Genomic DNA, 17,373 nt, shown 5'->3' with positions numbered 1-17,373 from the left:
CCCGCCCGTCGGCGCGTCCGGTCGAGCCTGCCCGTACGGCTTCCCGCCCGTCGAGCGTCGAGACCACTGCCACCCGTAGGTCGAGCAGCGAGGGCCGAAGGCTCGAGCGTCGTCGAGACCACCGCCACCCGTAGGTCGAGCAGCGAGGGCCGAAGGCTCGAGCGTCGTCGAGACCACCACCACCCGAGCACCCCACCCGTCCACGCCGCCCGGCCGATCGTCCACAGGCGCAGACCGCACCGGGACCGGGCCCCGCCGAACGGGGAACGCTGGCGGCATGGCCTGGGTCTACATCCTGCGGTGCGCCGACGGTTCGCTCTACGTGGGCAGCACCGTCGACCTCGAGCGCAGGCTCGGCGAGCACGACGCCGGCATCGGGGCGGCGTACACCCGGCCCGCCCGGCGGCGCCCCGTCGTGCTGGCCTGGGCTGCTGAGTTCACCCGTGTCGACGAGGCGTTCCGCTACGAGAAGCAGGTGCAGGGCTGGGGTCGAGCCAAGCGGATGGCGCTGATCGAGGGGCGCCTCGACCTCCTCCCGGGGCTGGCCCGTGGACGGAACCGTCCCCCGCCGGAGGACGCCGGTGACTGATCGCGGGCCGCCGTCGTCGGCCAGCGGTGGCCGAGGCTCGAGCGCCGTCGACACCACCCGTGCCCGTGCAGGGAACTGCGCGCGCGACGTACCAGCCCAGGCTGCAGCGGTCTCGACGACGCTCGTCGCTGGCGCTCCTCACTGCTCGACCCACGGCGCCCCCGCAGAACCCCTCGCGCGGCGTACCAGCGCAGCCTGCGGCGGTCTCGACCACGCGCGACCCACGGCGCTGTGGCCGTATCCACTGGAACGATCCAAAGGCGCGGTCACCCCAGGGGGTGGCGACAGGTCCGTCGTCTTGCATCGCCCGGAGCGGGCCGCTTGGGTGGACGCATGGTCGGACGCATCCCCGTCATGCACGTCAAGCCCCTCGTCGACCTCGGTCGACTCCCAGCGAAGGCCACGGTCGGCGAGCCGTTGCCGGTCTCGGCGACGGTCTTCCGCGAGGGCCACGACCGGCTCGGCGCCGAGGTCGTGCTCATCGGTCCCGACGGCGCGCGACGCCCGCCGGTGCGGATGACCAAGCACGAGACCGTGCCCGACCGGTACGACGCCTGGGTGGTGCCCGACGAGGGCGGTGCCTGGTCGTTCGAGGTGCACGCCTGGGCCGACCCCGTCGGCACGTGGGAGCACGCCGCCGGGCTGAAGATCCCCGCGGGTGTCGACGTGGAGCTGATGTTCACCGAGGGCCGGCTGCTGCTGGAGCGGGTGCGCGAGCTGCTCGCCGCCGACGACACCCAGGGCGCCGAGCAGGTCGCCGCCGGGCTGACCGCCGCCACCGACGCCGCGCGCCCGGTCGAGGTGCGCCTCGCCGCGCTGCAGGACCCCGCACTGGTCGCCGTGATGTCGGCCCACCCGCTGCGCGAGCTGGTCACCGTCGAGGGGCCCTACCCGCTGTGGGCCGACCGGCCCCGCGCCCTGTTCGGCAGCTGGTACGAGTTCTTCCCGCGCTCGGAGGGCGCGACCCGCGACGAGGCCACCGGCGTCGTCACCAGCGGCACGTTCCGCACCGCCGCGGAGCGGCTCGACGCGGTCGCCGAGATGGGCTTCGACGTGATCTACCTCCCCCCGATCCACCCGATCGGCGAGGTCAACCGCAAGGGCCCGAACAACACCCTGACGCCCGGTCCGGGCGACCCCGGCTCGCCCTGGGCCATCGGGTCGAAGGACGGCGGCCACGACGCCGTGCACCCCGACCTCGGCACGATCGAGGACTTCGACGCGTTCGTCGCCCGTGCCCGTGAGCTCGACCTCGAGGTGGCCCTCGACCTGGCCCTGCAGGCCGCGCCCGACCACCCGTGGGTCACCAGCCACCCCGAGTTCTTCACCACCCGCGCCGACGGCTCGATCGCGTTCGCGGAGAACCCGCCGAAGAAGTACCAGGACATCTACCCCGTCAACTTCGACAACGACCCGAGCGGCATCTGCCGCGAGGTGCTGCGCGTCGTCAAGCACTGGATGGCCCACGGCGTGCGGATCTTCCGCGTGGACAACCCCCACACCAAGCCGGTGGCGTTCTGGGAGTGGCTGCTGCGCGAGGTGCGGCGCACCGACCCCGACGTGCTGTTCCTCGCCGAGGCGTTCACCCGCCCCGCGATGATGCGCGGGCTCGGCGCAGTCGGCTTCCACCAGTCCTACACCTACTTCACCTGGCGCACCGCGAAGTGGGAGGTCGAGGACTACCTGCGCGAGCTGTCCACGGAGTCCGACCACGTCATGCGGCCGAACTTCTTCGTCAACACCCCCGACATCCTCCACGAGTTCCTGCAGTACGGCGGCCCGCCGGCGTTCAAGATCCGGGCGGCGCTGGCCGCGACCGGTTCGCCGACGTGGGGCGTGTACGCCGGCTACGAGCTCTACGAGCACGTCGCGGTCAAGCCCGGCAGCGAGGAGTACCTGGACTCCGAGAAGTACCAGGTCCGCATCCGCGACTGGGAGGGCGCCGCGGCCGAGGGCCGCACGCTGGCGCCGTACCTGACGCGGCTGAACGAGATCCGGCGCGCCCACCCGGCCCTGCAGCAGCTGCGCAACGTCGTGGTGCACCACAGCGACGACGAGAACATCCTGGTGTTCAGCAAGCAGACGCCGGTCGTGCCGGGGCCGACCTCGCAGGTCGCCGACCCCGACGCGGCGCCCGCCGACACCGTGCTCGTCGTGCTCAACCTCGACCCCCACGCCACCCGGGAGACCACGGTCCACCTCGACCTGCCGGCCCTGGGCATGCAGTGGGGCGACACCTTCGAGGTCACCGACGAGATCGGCGGCGAGACCTGGACGTGGAGCCAGCACAACTACGTCCGCCTCGACCCCCACCACGAGCCCGCGCACATCTTCTCGGTCCGGAGGCCCGCATGAGCACCACGTCCGACCTGACCGGCACCACCGACGTCACCGACGTCACCGACGCCACGGGGACCACCGACCCGTCCACCGACCCCACCAGCGACCTCAGCACCACGGACGCGGCGCACGACGGCCCGGCCCTGGGCGACGACCCGGTCGAGGACGGCCACACCAGCTCCGGCGTCGACGCCGGCGAGGCGGCGTACACGACCCCCGACTGGTTCAAGACCGCCGTGTTCTACGAGGTGCTCGTCCGCTCGTTCCGCGACTCCAACGGCGACGGCACCGGCGACTTCCGCGGCCTGGTCGAGAAGCTGGACTACCTCGAGTGGCTCGGCGTCGACTGCCTGTGGATCCCGCCGTTCTTCCCGAGCCCGCTGCGCGACGGCGGCTACGACGTGGCCGACTACACGGGCGTGCTGCCGCAGATCGGCACCATCGAGGACTTCCGCTACTTCCTCGAGCAGGCCCACGAGCGCGGCATCCGCGTGATCATCGACTTCGTCATGAACCACACCAGCGACCAGCACCCGTGGTTCCAGGCCAGCCGGTCCGACCCGGACGGCCCGTACGGCGACTTCTACGTGTGGTCCGACAGCGACGAGCTCTACCAGGACGCCCGCATCATCTTCGTCGACACCGAGCCGTCGAACTGGACGTGGGACCCGGTGCGCCAGCAGTACTTCTGGCACCGCTTCTTCTCCCACCAGCCCGACCTCAACTTCGACAACCCCGCCGTGCACGAGGCGATGATCGAGGCCATGTCGTTCTGGCTCGACATGGGTCTCGACGGGTTCCGCCTCGACGCCGTGCCCTACCTCTACGAGCGGCCCGGCACCGACGGGGAGAACCTCCCCGAGACCCACGAGGTCCTGCGCCAGGTGCGGTCCTACGTCGACGAGCACTACCCCGGCCGGGTGCTGCTGTGCGAGGCCAACCAGTGGCCCAACGACGTCGTGGAGTACTTCGGCGACTACGAGGTCGGCGGCGACGAGTGCCACATGGCGTTCCACTTCCCGGTGATGCCGCGCATCTTCATGGCGGTGCGCCGCGAGTCGCGCTTCCCGATCTCCGAGATCCTCGAGCAGACGCCGGCGATCCCGCACAACTGCCAGTGGGGCATCTTCCTGCGCAACCACGACGAGCTCACCCTCGAGATGGTCACCGACGAGGACCGCGACTACATGTGGTCGGAGTACGCCAAGGACCCGCGGATGAAGGCCAACATCGGCATCCGCCGGCGACTGGCGCCGCTGCTGGAGAACGACACCAACCAGATCGAGCTGTTCAACGCGCTGCTGCTCTCGCTGCCCGGGAGCCCGGTGCTCTACTACGGCGACGAGATCGGCATGGGCGACAACATCTGGCTCGGCGACCGCGACGGCGTGCGCACCCCGATGCAGTGGACCTCCGACCGCAACGCCGGCTTCTCCGCCGCCAACCCCGGCCGCCTCGACCTGCCGGTGGTGCAGGACGCGATCTACGGCTACGAGTCGGTCAACGTCGAGGCGCAGATGGAGAACTCCTCCTCGCTGCTGCACTGGACGCGCCGGATGATCCACGCCCGCCGCCACCACCCGGCCTTCGGGCTCGGCGAGTTCCACGACCTCGGCGGCTCCAACTCCACGGTGCTGTCGTACGTGCGCGAGCACGTGGACGCCGAGGGCAACCAGGACGTCATCCTCTGCGTCAACAACCTGTCGCGCTTCCCGCAGCCGGTGGAGCTCGACCTGCGCCGCTTCCAGGGCTGCCGCCCGGTGGAGCTGCTGGGCGGGGTGCAGTTCCCCGAGGTCGGCGAGCTGCCCTACCTCCTGACCCTGGCGGGCTACGGCTTCTACTGGTTCCGCCTCACGCCGAGCGAGACCCACCACGAGGGGCAGCTGCTGTGACCGACCACCCGACGCCGGAGACCCCCGGCACGCCCGACGCGCCCGGCACTCCCGGCGCGCCCGACGCAGGCGACAGCGGCGCGCAGCCCCACCTCGACCCGCAGGTCTTCGTCGACTACCTCGCCCGCACCCGCTGGTTCGCCGGCAAGGGCCGCCCCTTCCGGGTCACCGAGATCCGCCGCATCGGCATCCTGCCCGGCCAGGTCGAGGGCCCCCCGACCGTCGCGGTGCACCTCGTCGAGCTGACCTACGACGACGTCGCCGCCGACGCGCCCGACGCCGTGGAGCTCTACCAGGTGCCGCTGGCGTTCTACACCGACCCCGAGTCGCGCCTCGACCACGCGTTCCTCGGCTGGTGGGAGGAGCCCGGCCTGGGCTGGGTGCACGCCTACGACGCGCTGCACGACAAGCGGGCGATGGCCGGCTGGCTGCGCTCCTTCGACGAGGCCGCCGCCCGACCGGGCGGCAACATGACCGACGAGCGCAGCACGATGGCGTTCCACCGCGTGCCGGGGCACGACCTCGACACCGAGGCGTGGTCCACGCTGTTCTCCGGGGAGCAGTCGAACTCCTCGGTGCACTACGGCGAGGACTCCCTGATGAAGGTGTTCCGCAAGGTCACCGTGGGGGTCAACCCCGACATCCAGGTGCACGAGGTGCTCACCCGTTCCGGGTCCGACAAGGTCGCCGCCCTCTACGGCTGGCTCGACTGGGTCGACGAGCGTGCCGACGGCGGCACCGGTGCGGTCGTGCAGCTGGCGATGCTGCAGCAGTTCCTGCGCACCGCCAGCGACGGCTGGGACCTCGCGCTGTCGAGCGTGCGCAACCTCTACGCCCAGCCCGAGCTGCACGCCCACGACTCCGGCGGCGACTTCGCCGGCGAGGCCACCCGCCTCGGCGAGGCGCTGCGCGAGGTGCACGCCCTGCTGGCCGAGCACTTCCCCACCGCCACGCTGTCGGCCGCCGAGACCACCGCGCTGGCCGCGGCGATGACCAGCCGGCTCGAGGCCGCCACGCTGGTGCAGCCCGGGCTCGCGGCGCACGGCGACGCCCTGCGCGCCACCTACGACAAGGTCGCCCGCCTCGGCACCGTGGCGGTGCAGCGGGTGCACGGCGACCTGCACCTCGGCCAGACCCTGCGCACCGCCAAGGGCTGGAAGATCGTCGACTTCGAGGGCGAGCCGGCCAAGCCGCTGCACGACCGGCTGCTGCCCGACTCCCCCTGGCGCGACGTCGCCGGCATGCTGCGCTCCTTCGACTACGCCCCGCGCGTGGTCGAGCGCCAGCTGGCCGGTGAGGACCCCGAGGGCCGCGAGACCCGCGCGATGCGGGCAGGCGAGTGGGCCCACCGCAGCCGCAACCACTTCATCACCGCCTACGGCGGCGACCTGAGCGAGGCCGACCACGTGCTGCTCGACGCCTACCTCGCCGACAAGGCGGTCTACGAGACCGTGTACGAGACACGCAACCGTCCGACCTGGGTGGACATCCCGCTCGGCGCCGTGGCGGAGATCGGAGCGACATGACCTCCCGACCCCTGACCCCCGTCCCCGTCGGTGCCGAGGAGCTCGCGCTCCTGGTGGCCGGTCGCCACGGCGACCCCCACTCCGTGCTGGGCCCGCACCCCGGCGAGGGCGGCGTCACCGTGCGCACGCTCAAGCCGATGGCCTCCAGCGTCGTCGTGCGCGGCGCCTGGGGCGAGACCCCGCTCGACCACGAGCAGGACGGCGTGTGGGTGGGCGTGCTGCCCGTCGACGACGTGCCGGACTACCGCCTGGCGGTGGCCTACGACGGTGACGCCCACGAGGTCGACGACCCCTACCGCTACCTGCCCACGGTGCGCGAGATGGACCTCCACCTGATCAACGAGGGCCGCCACGAGCAGCTGTGGACCGTGCTCGGCGCCCACGTCCACCACTACGCCGGGGGCGTCAGCGGCACGTCGTTCGCCGTGTGGGCCCCCGCCGCGCGCGGCGTGCGCCTGAAGTCGGAGGTCAACGGCTGGGACGGCCGCGAGCACCCCATGCGGCAGCTCGGCACGTCGGGGGTGTGGGAGCTGTTCGTGCCCGGCGTCGGCAGCGGCACGGCGTACCGGTTCGGCGTGCTGAGCCCCGAGGGCCAGTGGCTGGACAAGGCCGACCCGATGGCCGGCTGGGCCGAGGTGCCGGCCGACACCGCGTCGCGGGTCTTCGAGTCGACCCACACCTGGGGCGACGAGGCCTGGATGACGCAGCGGGCCGCGAGCAGGCCCGTCGTGGAGGCGATGAGCGTCTACGAGATGCACCTCGCCTCGTGGAAGAAGCACCACGACGGCTCGATGTGGGACTACGACACCCTCGCCGACGACCTGGTGCCCTACCTCGCCGACCTCGGCTTCACCCACGTCGAGCTGATGCCGGTGATGCAGCACCCGTTCGGCGGGTCGTGGGGCTACCACGTCACCTCCTACTTCGCCCCCGACTCCCGCTTCGGCGACCCCGACGGCTTCCGCCGCCTCGTCGACCGGCTCCACCAGGCCGGCATCGGCGTCATCCTCGACTGGGTGCCCGGTCACTTCGCCACCGACGAGTGGGCGCTGGTGCGCTTCGACGGCACCCCGCTCTACGAGGACCCCAACCCCCAGCGCGGGTGGCACAAGGAGTGGGGCTCCCACATCTTCAACTTCGGGCGCCCCGAGGTGCGCAACTTCCTCTACGCCAACGCCATCTACTGGCTCGAGGAGTTCCACGCCGACGGCCTGCGCGTCGACGGCGTCGCCTCGATGCTCTACCTCGACTACTCCCGCGAGGAGGGCGAGTGGTCGCCCAACAAGCACGGCGGGCGGGAGAACCTGGAGGCCGTGCAGTTCCTGCAGGAGATGAACGCCACCGTCTACAAGCGGGTCCCGGGCATCGTGACGATCGCCGAGGAGTCCACCTCGTGGCCGGGCGTCACCCAGCCCACCTCGTCCGACGGCCTGGGCTTCGGGCTGAAGTGGAACATGGGCTGGATGCACGACTCGCTGGGCTACGTCGCCAACGACCCCGTGCACCGCGCCCACCACCACGGCGAGATGACGTTCTCGCTGGTCTACGCGTGGTCGGAGAACTACGTGCTGCCGATCAGCCACGACGAGGTCGTGCACGGCAAGGGCAGCCTGCTGCGCAAGATGCCCGGTGACCGGTGGCAGCAGCTGGCCAACCTGCGCGCCTACCTCGCCTACATGTGGGCCCACCCGGGCAAGCAGCTGCTGTTCATGGGCGCCGAGATGGGCCAGGAGTCGGAGTGGGCCGAGTCGCGCGAGCTCGACTGGTGGCTGCTCGAGCACCCCGAGCACCGCGGCGTGCACAGCCTGGTGCGCGACCTCAACCGGGTCTACGCCGAGACCCCGGCCCTGTGGTCGCGCGACCACGAGCCCGAGGGGTTCAGCTGGGTCGACGCCAACGACGCCGGGCGCAACACGTTCTCGTTCGTGCGTCACGGGGCCGCTGCCTCCGCTGCCGGGTCCAGCGGGGCCGGGTCCAGCGCGACGGCGGGTGACGCCGACCTGGTCTGCGTCGCCAACTTCGCCGCGGTGCCCCACGACGGCTACCGGCTGGGCTTCCCCGCCGCGGGCGTCTGGGACGAGGTGCTCAACACCGACGCCGAGGCCTACACCGGCTCCGGGGTCGGCAACCTCGGCACGGTGACGGCCGTGGCCGGGGAGCACGCCGGGCAGCCGGCCCACGCCGACGTGGTCGTGCCGCCGCTGGCCACCGTCTGGTTCCGCCGCCGCTCGTGATCGCCGTGTCGTCCGCGGGGGGCTCGGGCCCCCACCGGCGGCTGACTAGGCTGGTCCGGTGACCCAGCACCCCGTCCCCCAGCCGAGCGTCACCACCGTCGCCGAGGGCGTGGCCCGGCTGTCCTGGGACGCCGGCGAGTCGGTCGACGTCGTACGCCGCGAGGTCGCCACCGCGCTGCTGCAGCACGCCCGCGTGGAGACGCTGGTCGACCCCGACGACGAGGCCGGCCAGCGGCTGGCGACGTGGTCGGGGATGCGGCGCGAGGGCGTGATGCGCGGCGTCACCGTCGACGGCGCGCCCGTCGACCGGGTGGTCTACGCCCGGCTGGCCTCCGACCAGCCGACCGACGAGCCCGCCGGCTTCCGGGCGCTGCTGAACTCCTTCCTCCCCCGCAAGCGCGCCATCAGCCAGATGCTGGTGCGCGACCCGCGCGGTCGGGTGCTGCTGTGCCAGCTCACCTACAAGCAGGACTGGGACCTGCCCGGCGGCGTCGTCGAGGTCGGCGAGGCCCCCCGCGAGGCCGTCACCCGCGAGGTCGAGGAGGAGCTCGCGCTGCAGATCCCCGCCGGCGAGCTGCTCCTCACCGACTGGCTCCCGCCGTGGTCGGGCTGGGACGACGCCCTGACCCTGGTCTTCGACGGCGGCGAGCACCCCGCCTCGCTGACCGCCTCGATCGTGGAGCAGGTGCGCGAGATCCGCTCCGCGCAGTTCTGCACCCCGGAGCAGGTGCGCGAGCGCTGCGCCGACTTCACCGCCCGCCGCGTCGAGGCCGCCCTGGCCCGCCTCGCCGACCCCACCGGCGCCCCGGCGTACACCGAGAGCGGCCGCTAGAGGCTTCGCTCGGGCATCGCACGCAGCAGGTGCGTGCGATCCACGACCCTGGGGGCGGCGGGCTGCTCAGCGGGACGGGCAGCCGGGGCAGTGCACCAGGGCGCCGGACCACCCGCCGCGCTGCAGCAGCGTGGCGATCCGGGCCGCGGTCTCGCACGGGCGCCCCGTGACCTGCCCCCACGACAGCCGCACGGTCAGGCGGCCGGCGACCGCGGCGTCCAGGTCGCGGTCGTGGTCGCGGTCCCAGGCCGCCGGCTCGGCGTGGAAGGCGCGGCCGTCGAGCTCGACGACCAGGCCGAGGCCCTCGTAGTCCACGTCACGCACGACGGGTCGGGCCCCGGTGGTGTCCCGGGCCTGTCGGAGGCCGACCGGCAGTGCGTGGCGCCGCTCGACCCGGTGGAGGTAGGCCTGCTCGAGCGCCGAGCAGGCACCCGTGGCCAGGTCGTCGAGCAGACCCTCGAGCGCCGCCCTGCCCCGCACCCGGGTACGCCGGTCGAGGGCGGCCCGCACCGCGGCGGGGTCGGTGCGACCCGACCGGCACACCTCGACCAGCACGGCGAACCGGGCCACCGGGTCGTCGCCGGCCACCACGTCGGTCACCGCGTCCGCGACCCGCACCCGCGGTGGCGCCAGCCGCCAGTGCACCCGCTCGTCGAGGTGGGGCATGCGGTGCACCACGACGCCGCGCGGGGCGTGCACCGTGCGGCGTACGTCGACGGCCACCTGGATCGGCGCCCGCGGCGGCGGCGCGGGCAGCGCGGACTCGCGCGCCAGCGCCGCGGGCCAGCACGTGTGGACAGCGCACCAGGCGCGCTGCACCCACGACGGCGCGCCCGTGTGGTCGACGTAGGCGCCGGGGTGCACGGCCACCAGCTGCCGGCGCCGCACCATCCGGGCGATGTCGTGGTCGCACCCACCGAGCCGTAGCAGCTGGCGCCGCGACACCGTGCCGTCCTGCACCACGTCGAGCAGGTGCTGCAGCTCGTCGACGTCCAGGACCATGCCCGCAGCCTGCCCCGGCCGGCGCCGGCCCGCACGCGGGGCGCGGCCCGCCTGTGGACGACGGCGTCACCCTCGTTTCACTCGTGGATCGCACGCACCTGGTGCGTGCGATCCGCGACCGAGGCCGACAGGGCGGGGTCGACCGCCCGCGCGGGTCGCAGGGCGACCAGGACGCCGACGACCAGCAGCAGCCCGCCGCCGAGCTCGCCGGGTGACGGCACGTCGCCGAGCACCACCCACGACGCGGCGATCGCGACCACCGGCGCCAGCAGCACCCACGGCACCACGGCCGCGGAGGGGTTGCGGGCCAGCAGGGAGTTGAACAGCCCGTAGCCGACCAGCGAGGCGACCCCTGCGGTGTAGAGGGTGGACAGCAGGGCGGCCCAGCCGAAGGCGCCGAGGCCGGCGACCACGGCCGCCGGCCCGTCGACCAGCAGCGACAGCGCGAGCGCGGGCACCGGCACGACGGTGGCCGACCACACCGTCAGCGACAGCCCGCCCGGCACCGCCGCCGCCCGGGCCACCACGTTGCCGATGCCCCACGACAGCGCGCCCATCAGGCACAGGCCCAGGGCGACCAGCGGCACGGCGCCGCCGCGCCCGAGGGCGACCACCACGAGGCCGGCGCAGCCGAGCACCACCCCGGCGACCTGGGCGGCCGAGGGTCGCTCGCGCAGGACGCCCGCGGCGATGACGATGGTGAACACGACCTGCGCCTGCAGCACCAGCGCGGCGAGCCCGGGCGGCAGGCCGACGTCCATGGCGACGTAGAGGAAGCCGAACTGGCCGACCGACATGAACAGCCCCACGGTGGCCAGCACCCGCCACGACACCGCCGGACGGCGCACCAGCAGCACCGCGGGGAACACGACCAGCACGAACCGGGCGGCCAGGAAGAGCAGCGGGGGCACCTCCCCCATGCCCAGCTCGATGACGACGAAGTTCAGGCCCCACACGGTCGCCACGAGGGCGGCGAGCAGGCTGTCGCGGCGGTTCACGGCACCAGCCTGCGGCCGCGCGACCGTGAAGCACCAGCGAACGATCGTGCATGCGACCACGTAGCATCACTGCATGATCGACTTGGACGCCCTGGCCGCGCTGCGCGCCGTGGCCCACCACGGCTCCGTGGTCGCCGCGGCCGAGGCCCTCGGGTACACCCCCAGTGCGGTCAGCCAGCAGGTGAAGCGCCTGGAGAGGCAGACCGGCGTCGCGCTGCTGGAACGGGTCGGCCGCGGCGTCATCCCCACCGGCGCCGGCCGCCACCTGGTGGAGGAGGGGGCCCGGCTGCTCGCCGACGTCGAGGCGGTCGAGGCCGGCCTCCACCGCCTCGGCGACAGCGTCACCGGCCGGGTGCGCCTGGCGGTGTTCTCGACCGCCACGCGCGGCCTGGTGGCCGAGCGGCTGGGTGCGCTCCGGCGCGCGCACCCCGGCCTCGCGCTCAGCCTCACCGAGCGCGAGCCGTGGGAGACCGTCGACCTGGTCGCGACCGGGCAGGTCGACGTCGGAGTGGTGCACAGCTGGGGCGACGTGCCCATCGACGTGCCCGGGCACCTCACCCGCACCGTGCTGGCCCACGACGTCGCCGACGTCGTGGCCCGCCACGACCACCCGCTGGCCGGACGCGGGCCGGTGACCCCCCACGACCTGGTCGACGAGGAGTGGATCGCCACCCCCGACGGCACCATCTGCCGACAGTGGCTGCGACGCATGTACGTCGGCACCGGCCGGCGCCCGCACATCGCCCACGAGGCCCTGGAGTTCGACTCCCACCTCGCGCTGGTGCGCGCCGGACTGGGGGTGGCCCTGGTGCCCCGGCTCGGCCGCTCCCCCGTGGACGGCGACCTGTGCACGATCGCGGTGGAGGACCCCGTGCCGACCCGCGAGGTGGTGGCGGTGCACCGCCGCTCGATGACCGGCTCGCCCGCGGTGGGCGCCGTGCTGGCCGCTCTGGGCGGACCCGGCCCCACCGGCTGAGCCCACGGGCCGAGCACCCGGCCGGGCCCGACCGGGGCCCGCCGGCGCCCGCCCAGGACGCCCGGCGTCAGCCCGGCGCGGGTGCCTCCGGAGCCGCGTCCAGGGCCTCGCGGGCCAGGATCGTCGCGGCGACCACGGCGGCCGGCATCACCACGACCGCCCCGAGCGGCACGAGGAAGCACAGCTGCGTGGCGGTGCCGAGGCCCAGGAGCGTGGAGCCGTGGCCGCGCAGCAGCGCACGCCGGGCGTGCCGGTCGAGCCCGCGCGCCTCGAGGGGGCGCGAGACCAGCTCGCCGGCCAGCAGCCGGCCCGAGACCACCACGCCCAGCACCGCGCCGACCACGGCGCCGACGACCGGCAGCAGCCCGATCAGCAGGACCACGACGCCGGTGGCCAGGCCGAGCAGCACCAGCACCCCGCCGTCGCGCACCGAGCGCCACAGCCCGAGCCCCGCGTCGGGCGCCTCCCCGCCGAGCGCGCGCTCGGTCTCGCGCCAGATGCGCTCGTAGAAGGGGTCACCGACGGCCAGGGTGAGGCCGGTGAAGGTCAGCGACGACACCACCAGGAAGCCCAGCACGAGCAGCAGCCCCAGACCGAGGCGCACCAGCGTGCGCAGCGGACCGGCCCACCCGTCGGCGAACGGCGTCGCCCACGCCACCAGGTCGTCGACGGTGAGCAGCAGCCCCACCAGCGCGGCGAGCACGACGACGAGCACCAGCAGCGCGGGCAGCACGCCGAGGGCCATCAGCCCCGGACGGCGCCGCCACATGGCGAACCCGCGCCCGAGGTGGCCCACCCCACGGGCGAAGCCCGCGGGGCCGGCGGGACCGCGCACCGCAGGGCCGGCCACGCTCAGAACAGCGCGCTGGCGAGCGACTGACGACCGCGCAGCACGCGCGGGTCGTCGTTGCCGACCGCGGCGAACAGCCCGAGCAGGTGCTCGCGGGCGCGGGTGCGGTCGTCGCCCGCCGTACGCCGCACGAGGTCGACGAGCCGGGCGAACGCGTCGTCCACCGCTCCGCCGAGCAGGTCGAGGTCGGCCACCAGCGTCTGGGCGTCGACGTCGTCGGGCCGGGCGTCGGCGGCCGAGCGGGCCGCGGCGTCGTCCGTGTGCTGGGTGCGCTGCAGCACCGTGGCCATCGCCAGGCCGGCCGCGGCCTCGGCGTCGGCGGGGTTGGCGTTGAGCAGCCGCTGGTACTCGGTCACCGCGCCGTCGACGTCGCCGGCGGCCAGTGCGTCCTGGGCCGGGGCGTAGCGCGGGTCGACCGGGGGCTCGCCGTCGGCGTCGACCGGCGCCTCGGCCTGGGCGCCGCGGGGCTGGTGGCGCCCCGTCATGCCCTGGGCCGTCAGCTGCTGCACCACCTGGGTGAGCGCCGTGCGCAGCTCGTCGAGGGGCAGCACGTCCTGGAACAGCGGCGCCGGGCGGCCGTCCAGCACCGCGACCACCAGCGGGATCGACGGGATCTGCATGGCCTGCGCGATGCCGGGCGCGGCGTCGATGTCGACGAGACCGGCGAGGAACCGGCCCTCGAACTCCCCCGACAGCAGCGCGAGGTCGTCGGCGAGCTGGCCGCTCTCGGGCATCCGCGTGCGGGAGTAGAACACCAGCAGCACCGGCGCGGTCATCGACTGCTCGACGACGGCCTGGAAGATCTCCTCGGTCACCTCCACGGCGTACGACCCCGCGGCCGCACCGCCCGGGGCACCGGGCCCGCCGACCGGGCCGCCCGCGGGGACGCCGGCGCCGGCCGGGCCGCCGGGGCCCGCCGGTGCCGCCGGGGCGGGGCGCTTGAGCGCGGAGAGGTCGAAGGCACCGGGGCGGGAGAACGGCTGCTGCGTCATGGCGCCAATCCTAGGGACGACCCGCCACCGCGTGTCGCGGGGTGGCGCTCAGCCGACGCGGGGGCCGCGCAGGCCCGAGCGCTGCACGACGCGCTGGATCGCCAGGTCGCGCTCGTCGGGGCGCCCGACGTAGCGCACGTCGCGCAGCCCCTGCTCCTGGGCGGCCGACTCGAAGACGAAGTGGCCGAAGCCCAGCAGTCGGCCGTGCAGCGGCTTGACCACGGTGATGTCGAGGATGCGGCTCAGCGGCATCGTGGCGAGGTTGCTCGACAGCACCCCGTGCACCCGGAACACCCGCATGTTGGTGATGACGAAGCGGTCGCGGTGCTCGCGCAGCACGCCCCACCCGCAGCGCAGCAGCAGCCCGAAGCCGAGGAGCAGCACCACCCAGGCCACCGAGACCGGGGCCCAGACCGCGAGCACCAGCACCACCAGGCCGAGGACACCCTCCAGCACCGGGCGCACGTACGCCGTCCAGTGGTGCAGCACCTCGTCGACGATCACCTCGCCCTCCTCGCGCAGGAGGTGGGTGTGGATCCGCGGGTCGCCCAGGCTGCGCAGGAGGCCCACGGCCTCAGCCCAGCTCGCCGGCGAACCTGATGAGCGCGGTGAACAGGTCGCCGGTCCAGGCCGCCACCTGGCTGCCGGCGCCACCGGCGGCCTCGGCCAGGCCGCGGGGGTCGGTGACCATCCAGAAGCCGAGGAACACCACCAGCAGCACGATGACCACCTTCTTCATCGTCGACCTTCTCTCTCGGCGGTGACCGCTCGGTGCAGGGTGGGGGTGTGGTGCAGGGGTGCCCGGGCAGCACGCACCCGGGGACGCCCCATGGGTACCAGCAGCCCCACACGCCCCCGGGGAGGCGCGCCGGGACGCACGTCGGGGCGCACGACCGGTCAGGTCTCGGCGAGCAGGGCGTCGGCGGCGCTGTAGGGGTCGCGCTCCCCCGCGGCCACCGCCCGGGCCAGGTCGTCGAGCCCGGAGCGCCCGCCGACGTCGCCCCACGAGCGGCGCAGCGAGGTGACGGCGATCGAGACCACCTCGTCGCGCGCACGCCGCAGCCGCCGGCGGGCGAGCTCGCCCGACCCGACCAGCCACGCGTGGTGGGCCGCGAGCGCCTCGACGACGTCGTCGACCCCGGCGCCGGTCTGCGCCGAGGTGGCGAGCACCGGCGGGCGCCACGCGCCGGGCGGCCGCTCGGCCATCGAGAGCATGCCGCGCAGGTCGCGGCGCACCTGGTCGGCGCCGTCGCGGTCGGCCTTGTTGACGACGTAGAGGTCGCCGATCTCGAGGATGCCCGCCTTGGCGGCCTGGATGCCGTCACCCATCCCGGGCGCGAGGAGCACCAGCGTGGAGTCGGCCCGCGCGGCCACCTCGACCTCGCTCTGCCCGACGCCGACGGTCTCGACGAGGACCACGTCGCAGCCGGCGGCGTCGAGCACCCGGATGGCCTGCGGCGTGCTCCACGCCAGCCCGCCGAGGTGGCCGCGCGCGGCCATCGAGCGGATGTAGACGCCGTCGTCGGAGGCGTGGTCCTGCATGCGGATGCGGTCACCGAGCAGGGCGCCGCCGGAGAACGGCGAGCTCGGGTCGACCGCGAGCACGCCGACCCGCTTGCCGGCGGCGCGCAGCCGGGTGACCAGCGCGTTGGTCGACGTGGACTTGCCGACGCCGGGCGAGCCGGTGAGGCCGACCACCTGCGCGCGCCCGGTGTGCGGGGCGAGCGCGGCCATCACCTCGCGCAGCAGCGGCGACTCGTCCTCGACCAGCGAGATCAGCCGCGCCACCGCCCGGGGTCGCCCCTCACGGGCCTGGTCGACCAGCTCGGGCACCGCCACCGCGCGCCGGCGGCCCGCCGGGCGCGCCCCGGACGGCTGCTGTCCCACCGGCCTCGCCGGGCCCACCGGGCCCACCGGGTTCAGGGCACGCGCAGCAGCAGGGCGTCGCCCTGCCCGCCGCCACCGCAGAGCGCGGCCGCACCGACGCCGCCGCCGCGGCGCTTGAGCTCGAGCGCGAGGTGCAGCACGACGCGGGCACCCGACATGCCGACCGGGTGGCCCAGGGCGATCGCGCCGCCGTTGACGTTGACCTTCTCGTCGGGGATGCCGAGCTCGCGCGCCGAGGAGATGCCGACGGCGGCGAACGCCTCGTTGAACTCCACGAGGTCGAGGTCGGCGGGGTCGATCCCCTCCTTGCGGCACGCCAGCGCCGTGGCGTTCGCCGGCTGCAGCTGCAGGGAGGAGTCGGGCCCGGCGACCATGCCGTGCGCGCCGATCTCGGCGAGCCACTCCAGGCCCAGCTCCTCGGCCTTGGCCTTGCTCATCACGACCACCGCGCAGGCGCCGTCGGAGATCTGCGAGGAGGTGCCGGCGGTGACCGTGCCCTCCTTGCTGAACGCCGGGCGCAGCCGGCCGAGCGACTCGGCGGTGGTGTCGCCGCGCACGCCCTCGTCGGCGGAGACCACGACCGGGTCGCCCTTGCGCTGCGGGATCGAGACCGGCACGACCTCCTCGTCGAACACGCCGTTCTTCCAGGCCGCGGCCGCCTTCTGGTGCGACAGCGCGGCGAACTCGTCCTGCTCGGCGCGGGTGAGGTTGGCGCCGGCGGCGTTGACCTCCTCGGTGAGCAGGCCCATCGCCTGCTGGGTGACCTGGTCGAAGAGGGCGTCGTAGGCCATCGAGTCGACGAGCGTGGTGTCGCCGAACTTGGTGCCTTCGCGCGAGCCCATGAGCAGGTGGGGGGCGTTGGTCATCGACTCCATGCCACCGGCCACCACGACCTCGCACTCCCCGGCGCGCACCAGCTGGTCGGCCAGGGCGATCGCGTTGAGCCCCGAGAGGCAGACCTTGTTGATGGTGATCGACGGGACGTCCATCGGCACGCCGCCGGCCACCGCGGCCTCGCGGGCGGGGTTCTGCCCGGCGCCGGCGAGGATGACCTGGCCCATCACCACGTAGTCGACCTGGTCGCCGGTGACGCCGGCCTTCTCGAGCGCGCCCCGGATGGCCACGCCGCCGAGGTCGGTGGCCTTCTGGCTCTTCAGCCCTCCCAGCAGGCGACCGATGGGGGTGCGGGCGCCGGCGACGATGACGCTGCGCGACGGGGCGTGGTCGGACATGGGTTCCTCCAGCTGTCGGTGAC

15 protein-coding genes are annotated in these 17,373 nt (G+C 74.1%); 7 read left to right on the top strand and 8 right to left on the bottom strand.

The genetic code is table 11. The features are described 5' to 3' along the window. Window positions 1-277 precede the first annotated feature (277 nt). From AC4OR8_RS18205 to AC4OR8_RS18180, 6 genes are all read left to right on the top strand, one after another. Window positions 278-589, top strand: coding sequence for a GIY-YIG nuclease family protein (locus AC4OR8_RS18205; protein WP_492167021.1), 312 nt, complete (start codon window positions 278-280; stop codon window positions 587-589). Between the two features lie 333 nt (window positions 590-922). Next, window positions 923-2,944: an alpha-1,4-glucan--maltose-1-phosphate maltosyltransferase gene (locus AC4OR8_RS18200; RefSeq protein ID WP_492167020.1), complete on the top strand. Its 2,022-nt coding sequence runs from the start codon at window positions 923-925 to the stop codon at window positions 2,942-2,944. Beyond that, the gene (gene treS / locus AC4OR8_RS18195) at window positions 2,941-4,821 is read left to right on the top strand and encodes a maltose alpha-D-glucosyltransferase (protein WP_492167019.1); all 1,881 of its coding nucleotides are present in this window, start codon (window positions 2,941-2,943) and stop codon (window positions 4,819-4,821) included. The genes AC4OR8_RS18200 and treS overlap by 4 nt, the downstream gene beginning before the upstream one ends. Next, the gene (locus tag AC4OR8_RS18190) at window positions 4,818-6,347 is read left to right on the top strand and encodes a maltokinase N-terminal cap-like domain-containing protein (protein WP_492167018.1); all 1,530 of its coding nucleotides are present in this window, start codon (window positions 4,818-4,820) and stop codon (window positions 6,345-6,347) included. The genes treS and AC4OR8_RS18190 overlap by 4 nt, the downstream gene beginning before the upstream one ends. Then, complete coding sequence (glgB, locus tag AC4OR8_RS18185) at window positions 6,344-8,581, top strand: 1,4-alpha-glucan branching protein GlgB (protein WP_492167017.1); 2,238 nt, start codon at window positions 6,344-6,346, stop codon at window positions 8,579-8,581. The genes AC4OR8_RS18190 and glgB overlap by 4 nt, the downstream gene beginning before the upstream one ends. A gap of 58 nt (window positions 8,582-8,639) precedes the next feature. Beyond that, complete coding sequence (locus AC4OR8_RS18180; RefSeq protein WP_492167016.1) at window positions 8,640-9,413, top strand: NUDIX hydrolase; 774 nt, start codon at window positions 8,640-8,642, stop codon at window positions 9,411-9,413. 66 nt (window positions 9,414-9,479) lie between these two features. On the opposite strand, the gene AC4OR8_RS18175 is transcribed toward AC4OR8_RS18180, so the two are convergent. Together AC4OR8_RS18175 and AC4OR8_RS18170 are read right to left on the bottom strand one after the other, a co-directional pair. Next, on the bottom strand, window positions 9,480-10,415 hold the full coding sequence (locus AC4OR8_RS18175; protein ID WP_492167015.1) for a putative endonuclease domain-containing protein: 936 nt from the start codon (window positions 10,413-10,415) through the stop codon (window positions 9,480-9,482). A 77-nt stretch (window positions 10,416-10,492) separates the two neighbouring features. Continuing rightward, entirely contained in the window at window positions 10,493-11,413 is a 921-nt protein-coding gene (locus AC4OR8_RS18170; RefSeq protein ID WP_492167014.1) for an EamA family transporter, read from the bottom strand. Between the two features lie 73 nt (window positions 11,414-11,486). On the opposite strand from AC4OR8_RS18170, the gene AC4OR8_RS18165 reads away from it, so the two are divergent. Next, the gene (locus tag AC4OR8_RS18165; RefSeq protein WP_492167013.1) at window positions 11,487-12,389 is read left to right on the top strand and encodes a LysR family transcriptional regulator; all 903 of its coding nucleotides are present in this window, start codon (window positions 11,487-11,489) and stop codon (window positions 12,387-12,389) included. 67 nt (window positions 12,390-12,456) lie between these two features. Here the strand turns inward: AC4OR8_RS18165 and AC4OR8_RS18160 are convergent, their stop codons facing one another. From AC4OR8_RS18160 to AC4OR8_RS18135, 6 genes are all read right to left on the bottom strand, one after another. Beyond that, window positions 12,457-13,239, bottom strand: coding sequence for an EI24 domain-containing protein (locus tag AC4OR8_RS18160; RefSeq protein WP_492167012.1), 783 nt, complete (start codon window positions 13,237-13,239; stop codon window positions 12,457-12,459). Window positions 13,240-13,241: 2 nt separating this feature from the next. Further along, window positions 13,242-14,231 carry a co-chaperone YbbN gene (locus AC4OR8_RS18155; protein ID WP_492167011.1) on the bottom strand — a complete coding sequence of 330 codons (990 nt, stop codon included), beginning with the start codon at window positions 14,229-14,231 and terminating at the stop codon, window positions 13,242-13,244. Window positions 14,232-14,279: 48 nt separating this feature from the next. Next, window positions 14,280-14,801 carry a PH domain-containing protein gene (locus tag AC4OR8_RS18150; RefSeq protein ID WP_492167010.1) on the bottom strand — a complete coding sequence of 174 codons (522 nt, stop codon included), beginning with the start codon at window positions 14,799-14,801 and terminating at the stop codon, window positions 14,280-14,282. Between the two features lie 4 nt (window positions 14,802-14,805). Then, window positions 14,806-14,970: a hypothetical protein gene (locus AC4OR8_RS18145; protein WP_492167009.1), complete on the bottom strand. Its 165-nt coding sequence runs from the start codon at window positions 14,968-14,970 to the stop codon at window positions 14,806-14,808. A gap of 158 nt (window positions 14,971-15,128) precedes the next feature. Further along, the gene (gene meaB, locus AC4OR8_RS18140) at window positions 15,129-16,118 is read right to left on the bottom strand and encodes a methylmalonyl Co-A mutase-associated GTPase MeaB (protein ID WP_492167008.1); all 990 of its coding nucleotides are present in this window, start codon (window positions 16,116-16,118) and stop codon (window positions 15,129-15,131) included. Between the two features lie 32 nt (window positions 16,119-16,150). Then, the gene (locus tag AC4OR8_RS18135; RefSeq protein ID WP_492167007.1) at window positions 16,151-17,350 is read right to left on the bottom strand and encodes an acetyl-CoA C-acetyltransferase; all 1,200 of its coding nucleotides are present in this window, start codon (window positions 17,348-17,350) and stop codon (window positions 16,151-16,153) included. Between the last annotated feature and the right edge of the window lie 23 nt (window positions 17,351-17,373).

It is taken from the genome of Nocardioides sp. FY1077, assembly GCF_058681775.1.
The sequence above is the reverse complement of the archived record's forward strand: the minus strand, read 5'-3'. Positions and strand labels throughout refer to the sequence as shown.

Excerpts from the sequence above, each read along its gene's own strand:
- AC4OR8_RS18205 (WP_492167021.1), top strand. The coding sequence starts at position 278 with ATGGCCTGGGTCTACATCCTGCGGTGCGCCGACGGTTCGCTCTACGTG.
- AC4OR8_RS18200 (WP_492167020.1), top strand. The coding sequence starts at position 923 with ATGGTCGGACGCATCCCCGTCATGCACGTCAAGCCCCTCGTCGACCTC.
- treS (WP_492167019.1), top strand. The coding sequence starts at position 2,941 with ATGAGCACCACGTCCGACCTGACCGGCACCACCGACGTCACCGACGTC.
- glgB (WP_492167017.1), top strand. The coding sequence starts at position 6,344 with ATGACCTCCCGACCCCTGACCCCCGTCCCCGTCGGTGCCGAGGAGCTC.
- AC4OR8_RS18175 (WP_492167015.1), bottom strand. The coding sequence starts at position 10,415 with ATGGTCCTGGACGTCGACGAGCTGCAGCACCTGCTCGACGTGGTGCAG.
- AC4OR8_RS18165 (WP_492167013.1), top strand. The coding sequence starts at position 11,487 with ATGATCGACTTGGACGCCCTGGCCGCGCTGCGCGCCGTGGCCCACCAC.
- AC4OR8_RS18155 (WP_492167011.1), bottom strand. The coding sequence starts at position 14,231 with ATGACGCAGCAGCCGTTCTCCCGCCCCGGTGCCTTCGACCTCTCCGCG.
- AC4OR8_RS18145 (WP_492167009.1), bottom strand. The coding sequence starts at position 14,970 with ATGAAGAAGGTGGTCATCGTGCTGCTGGTGGTGTTCCTCGGCTTCTGG.
- AC4OR8_RS18135 (WP_492167007.1), bottom strand. The coding sequence starts at position 17,350 with ATGTCCGACCACGCCCCGTCGCGCAGCGTCATCGTCGCCGGCGCCCGC.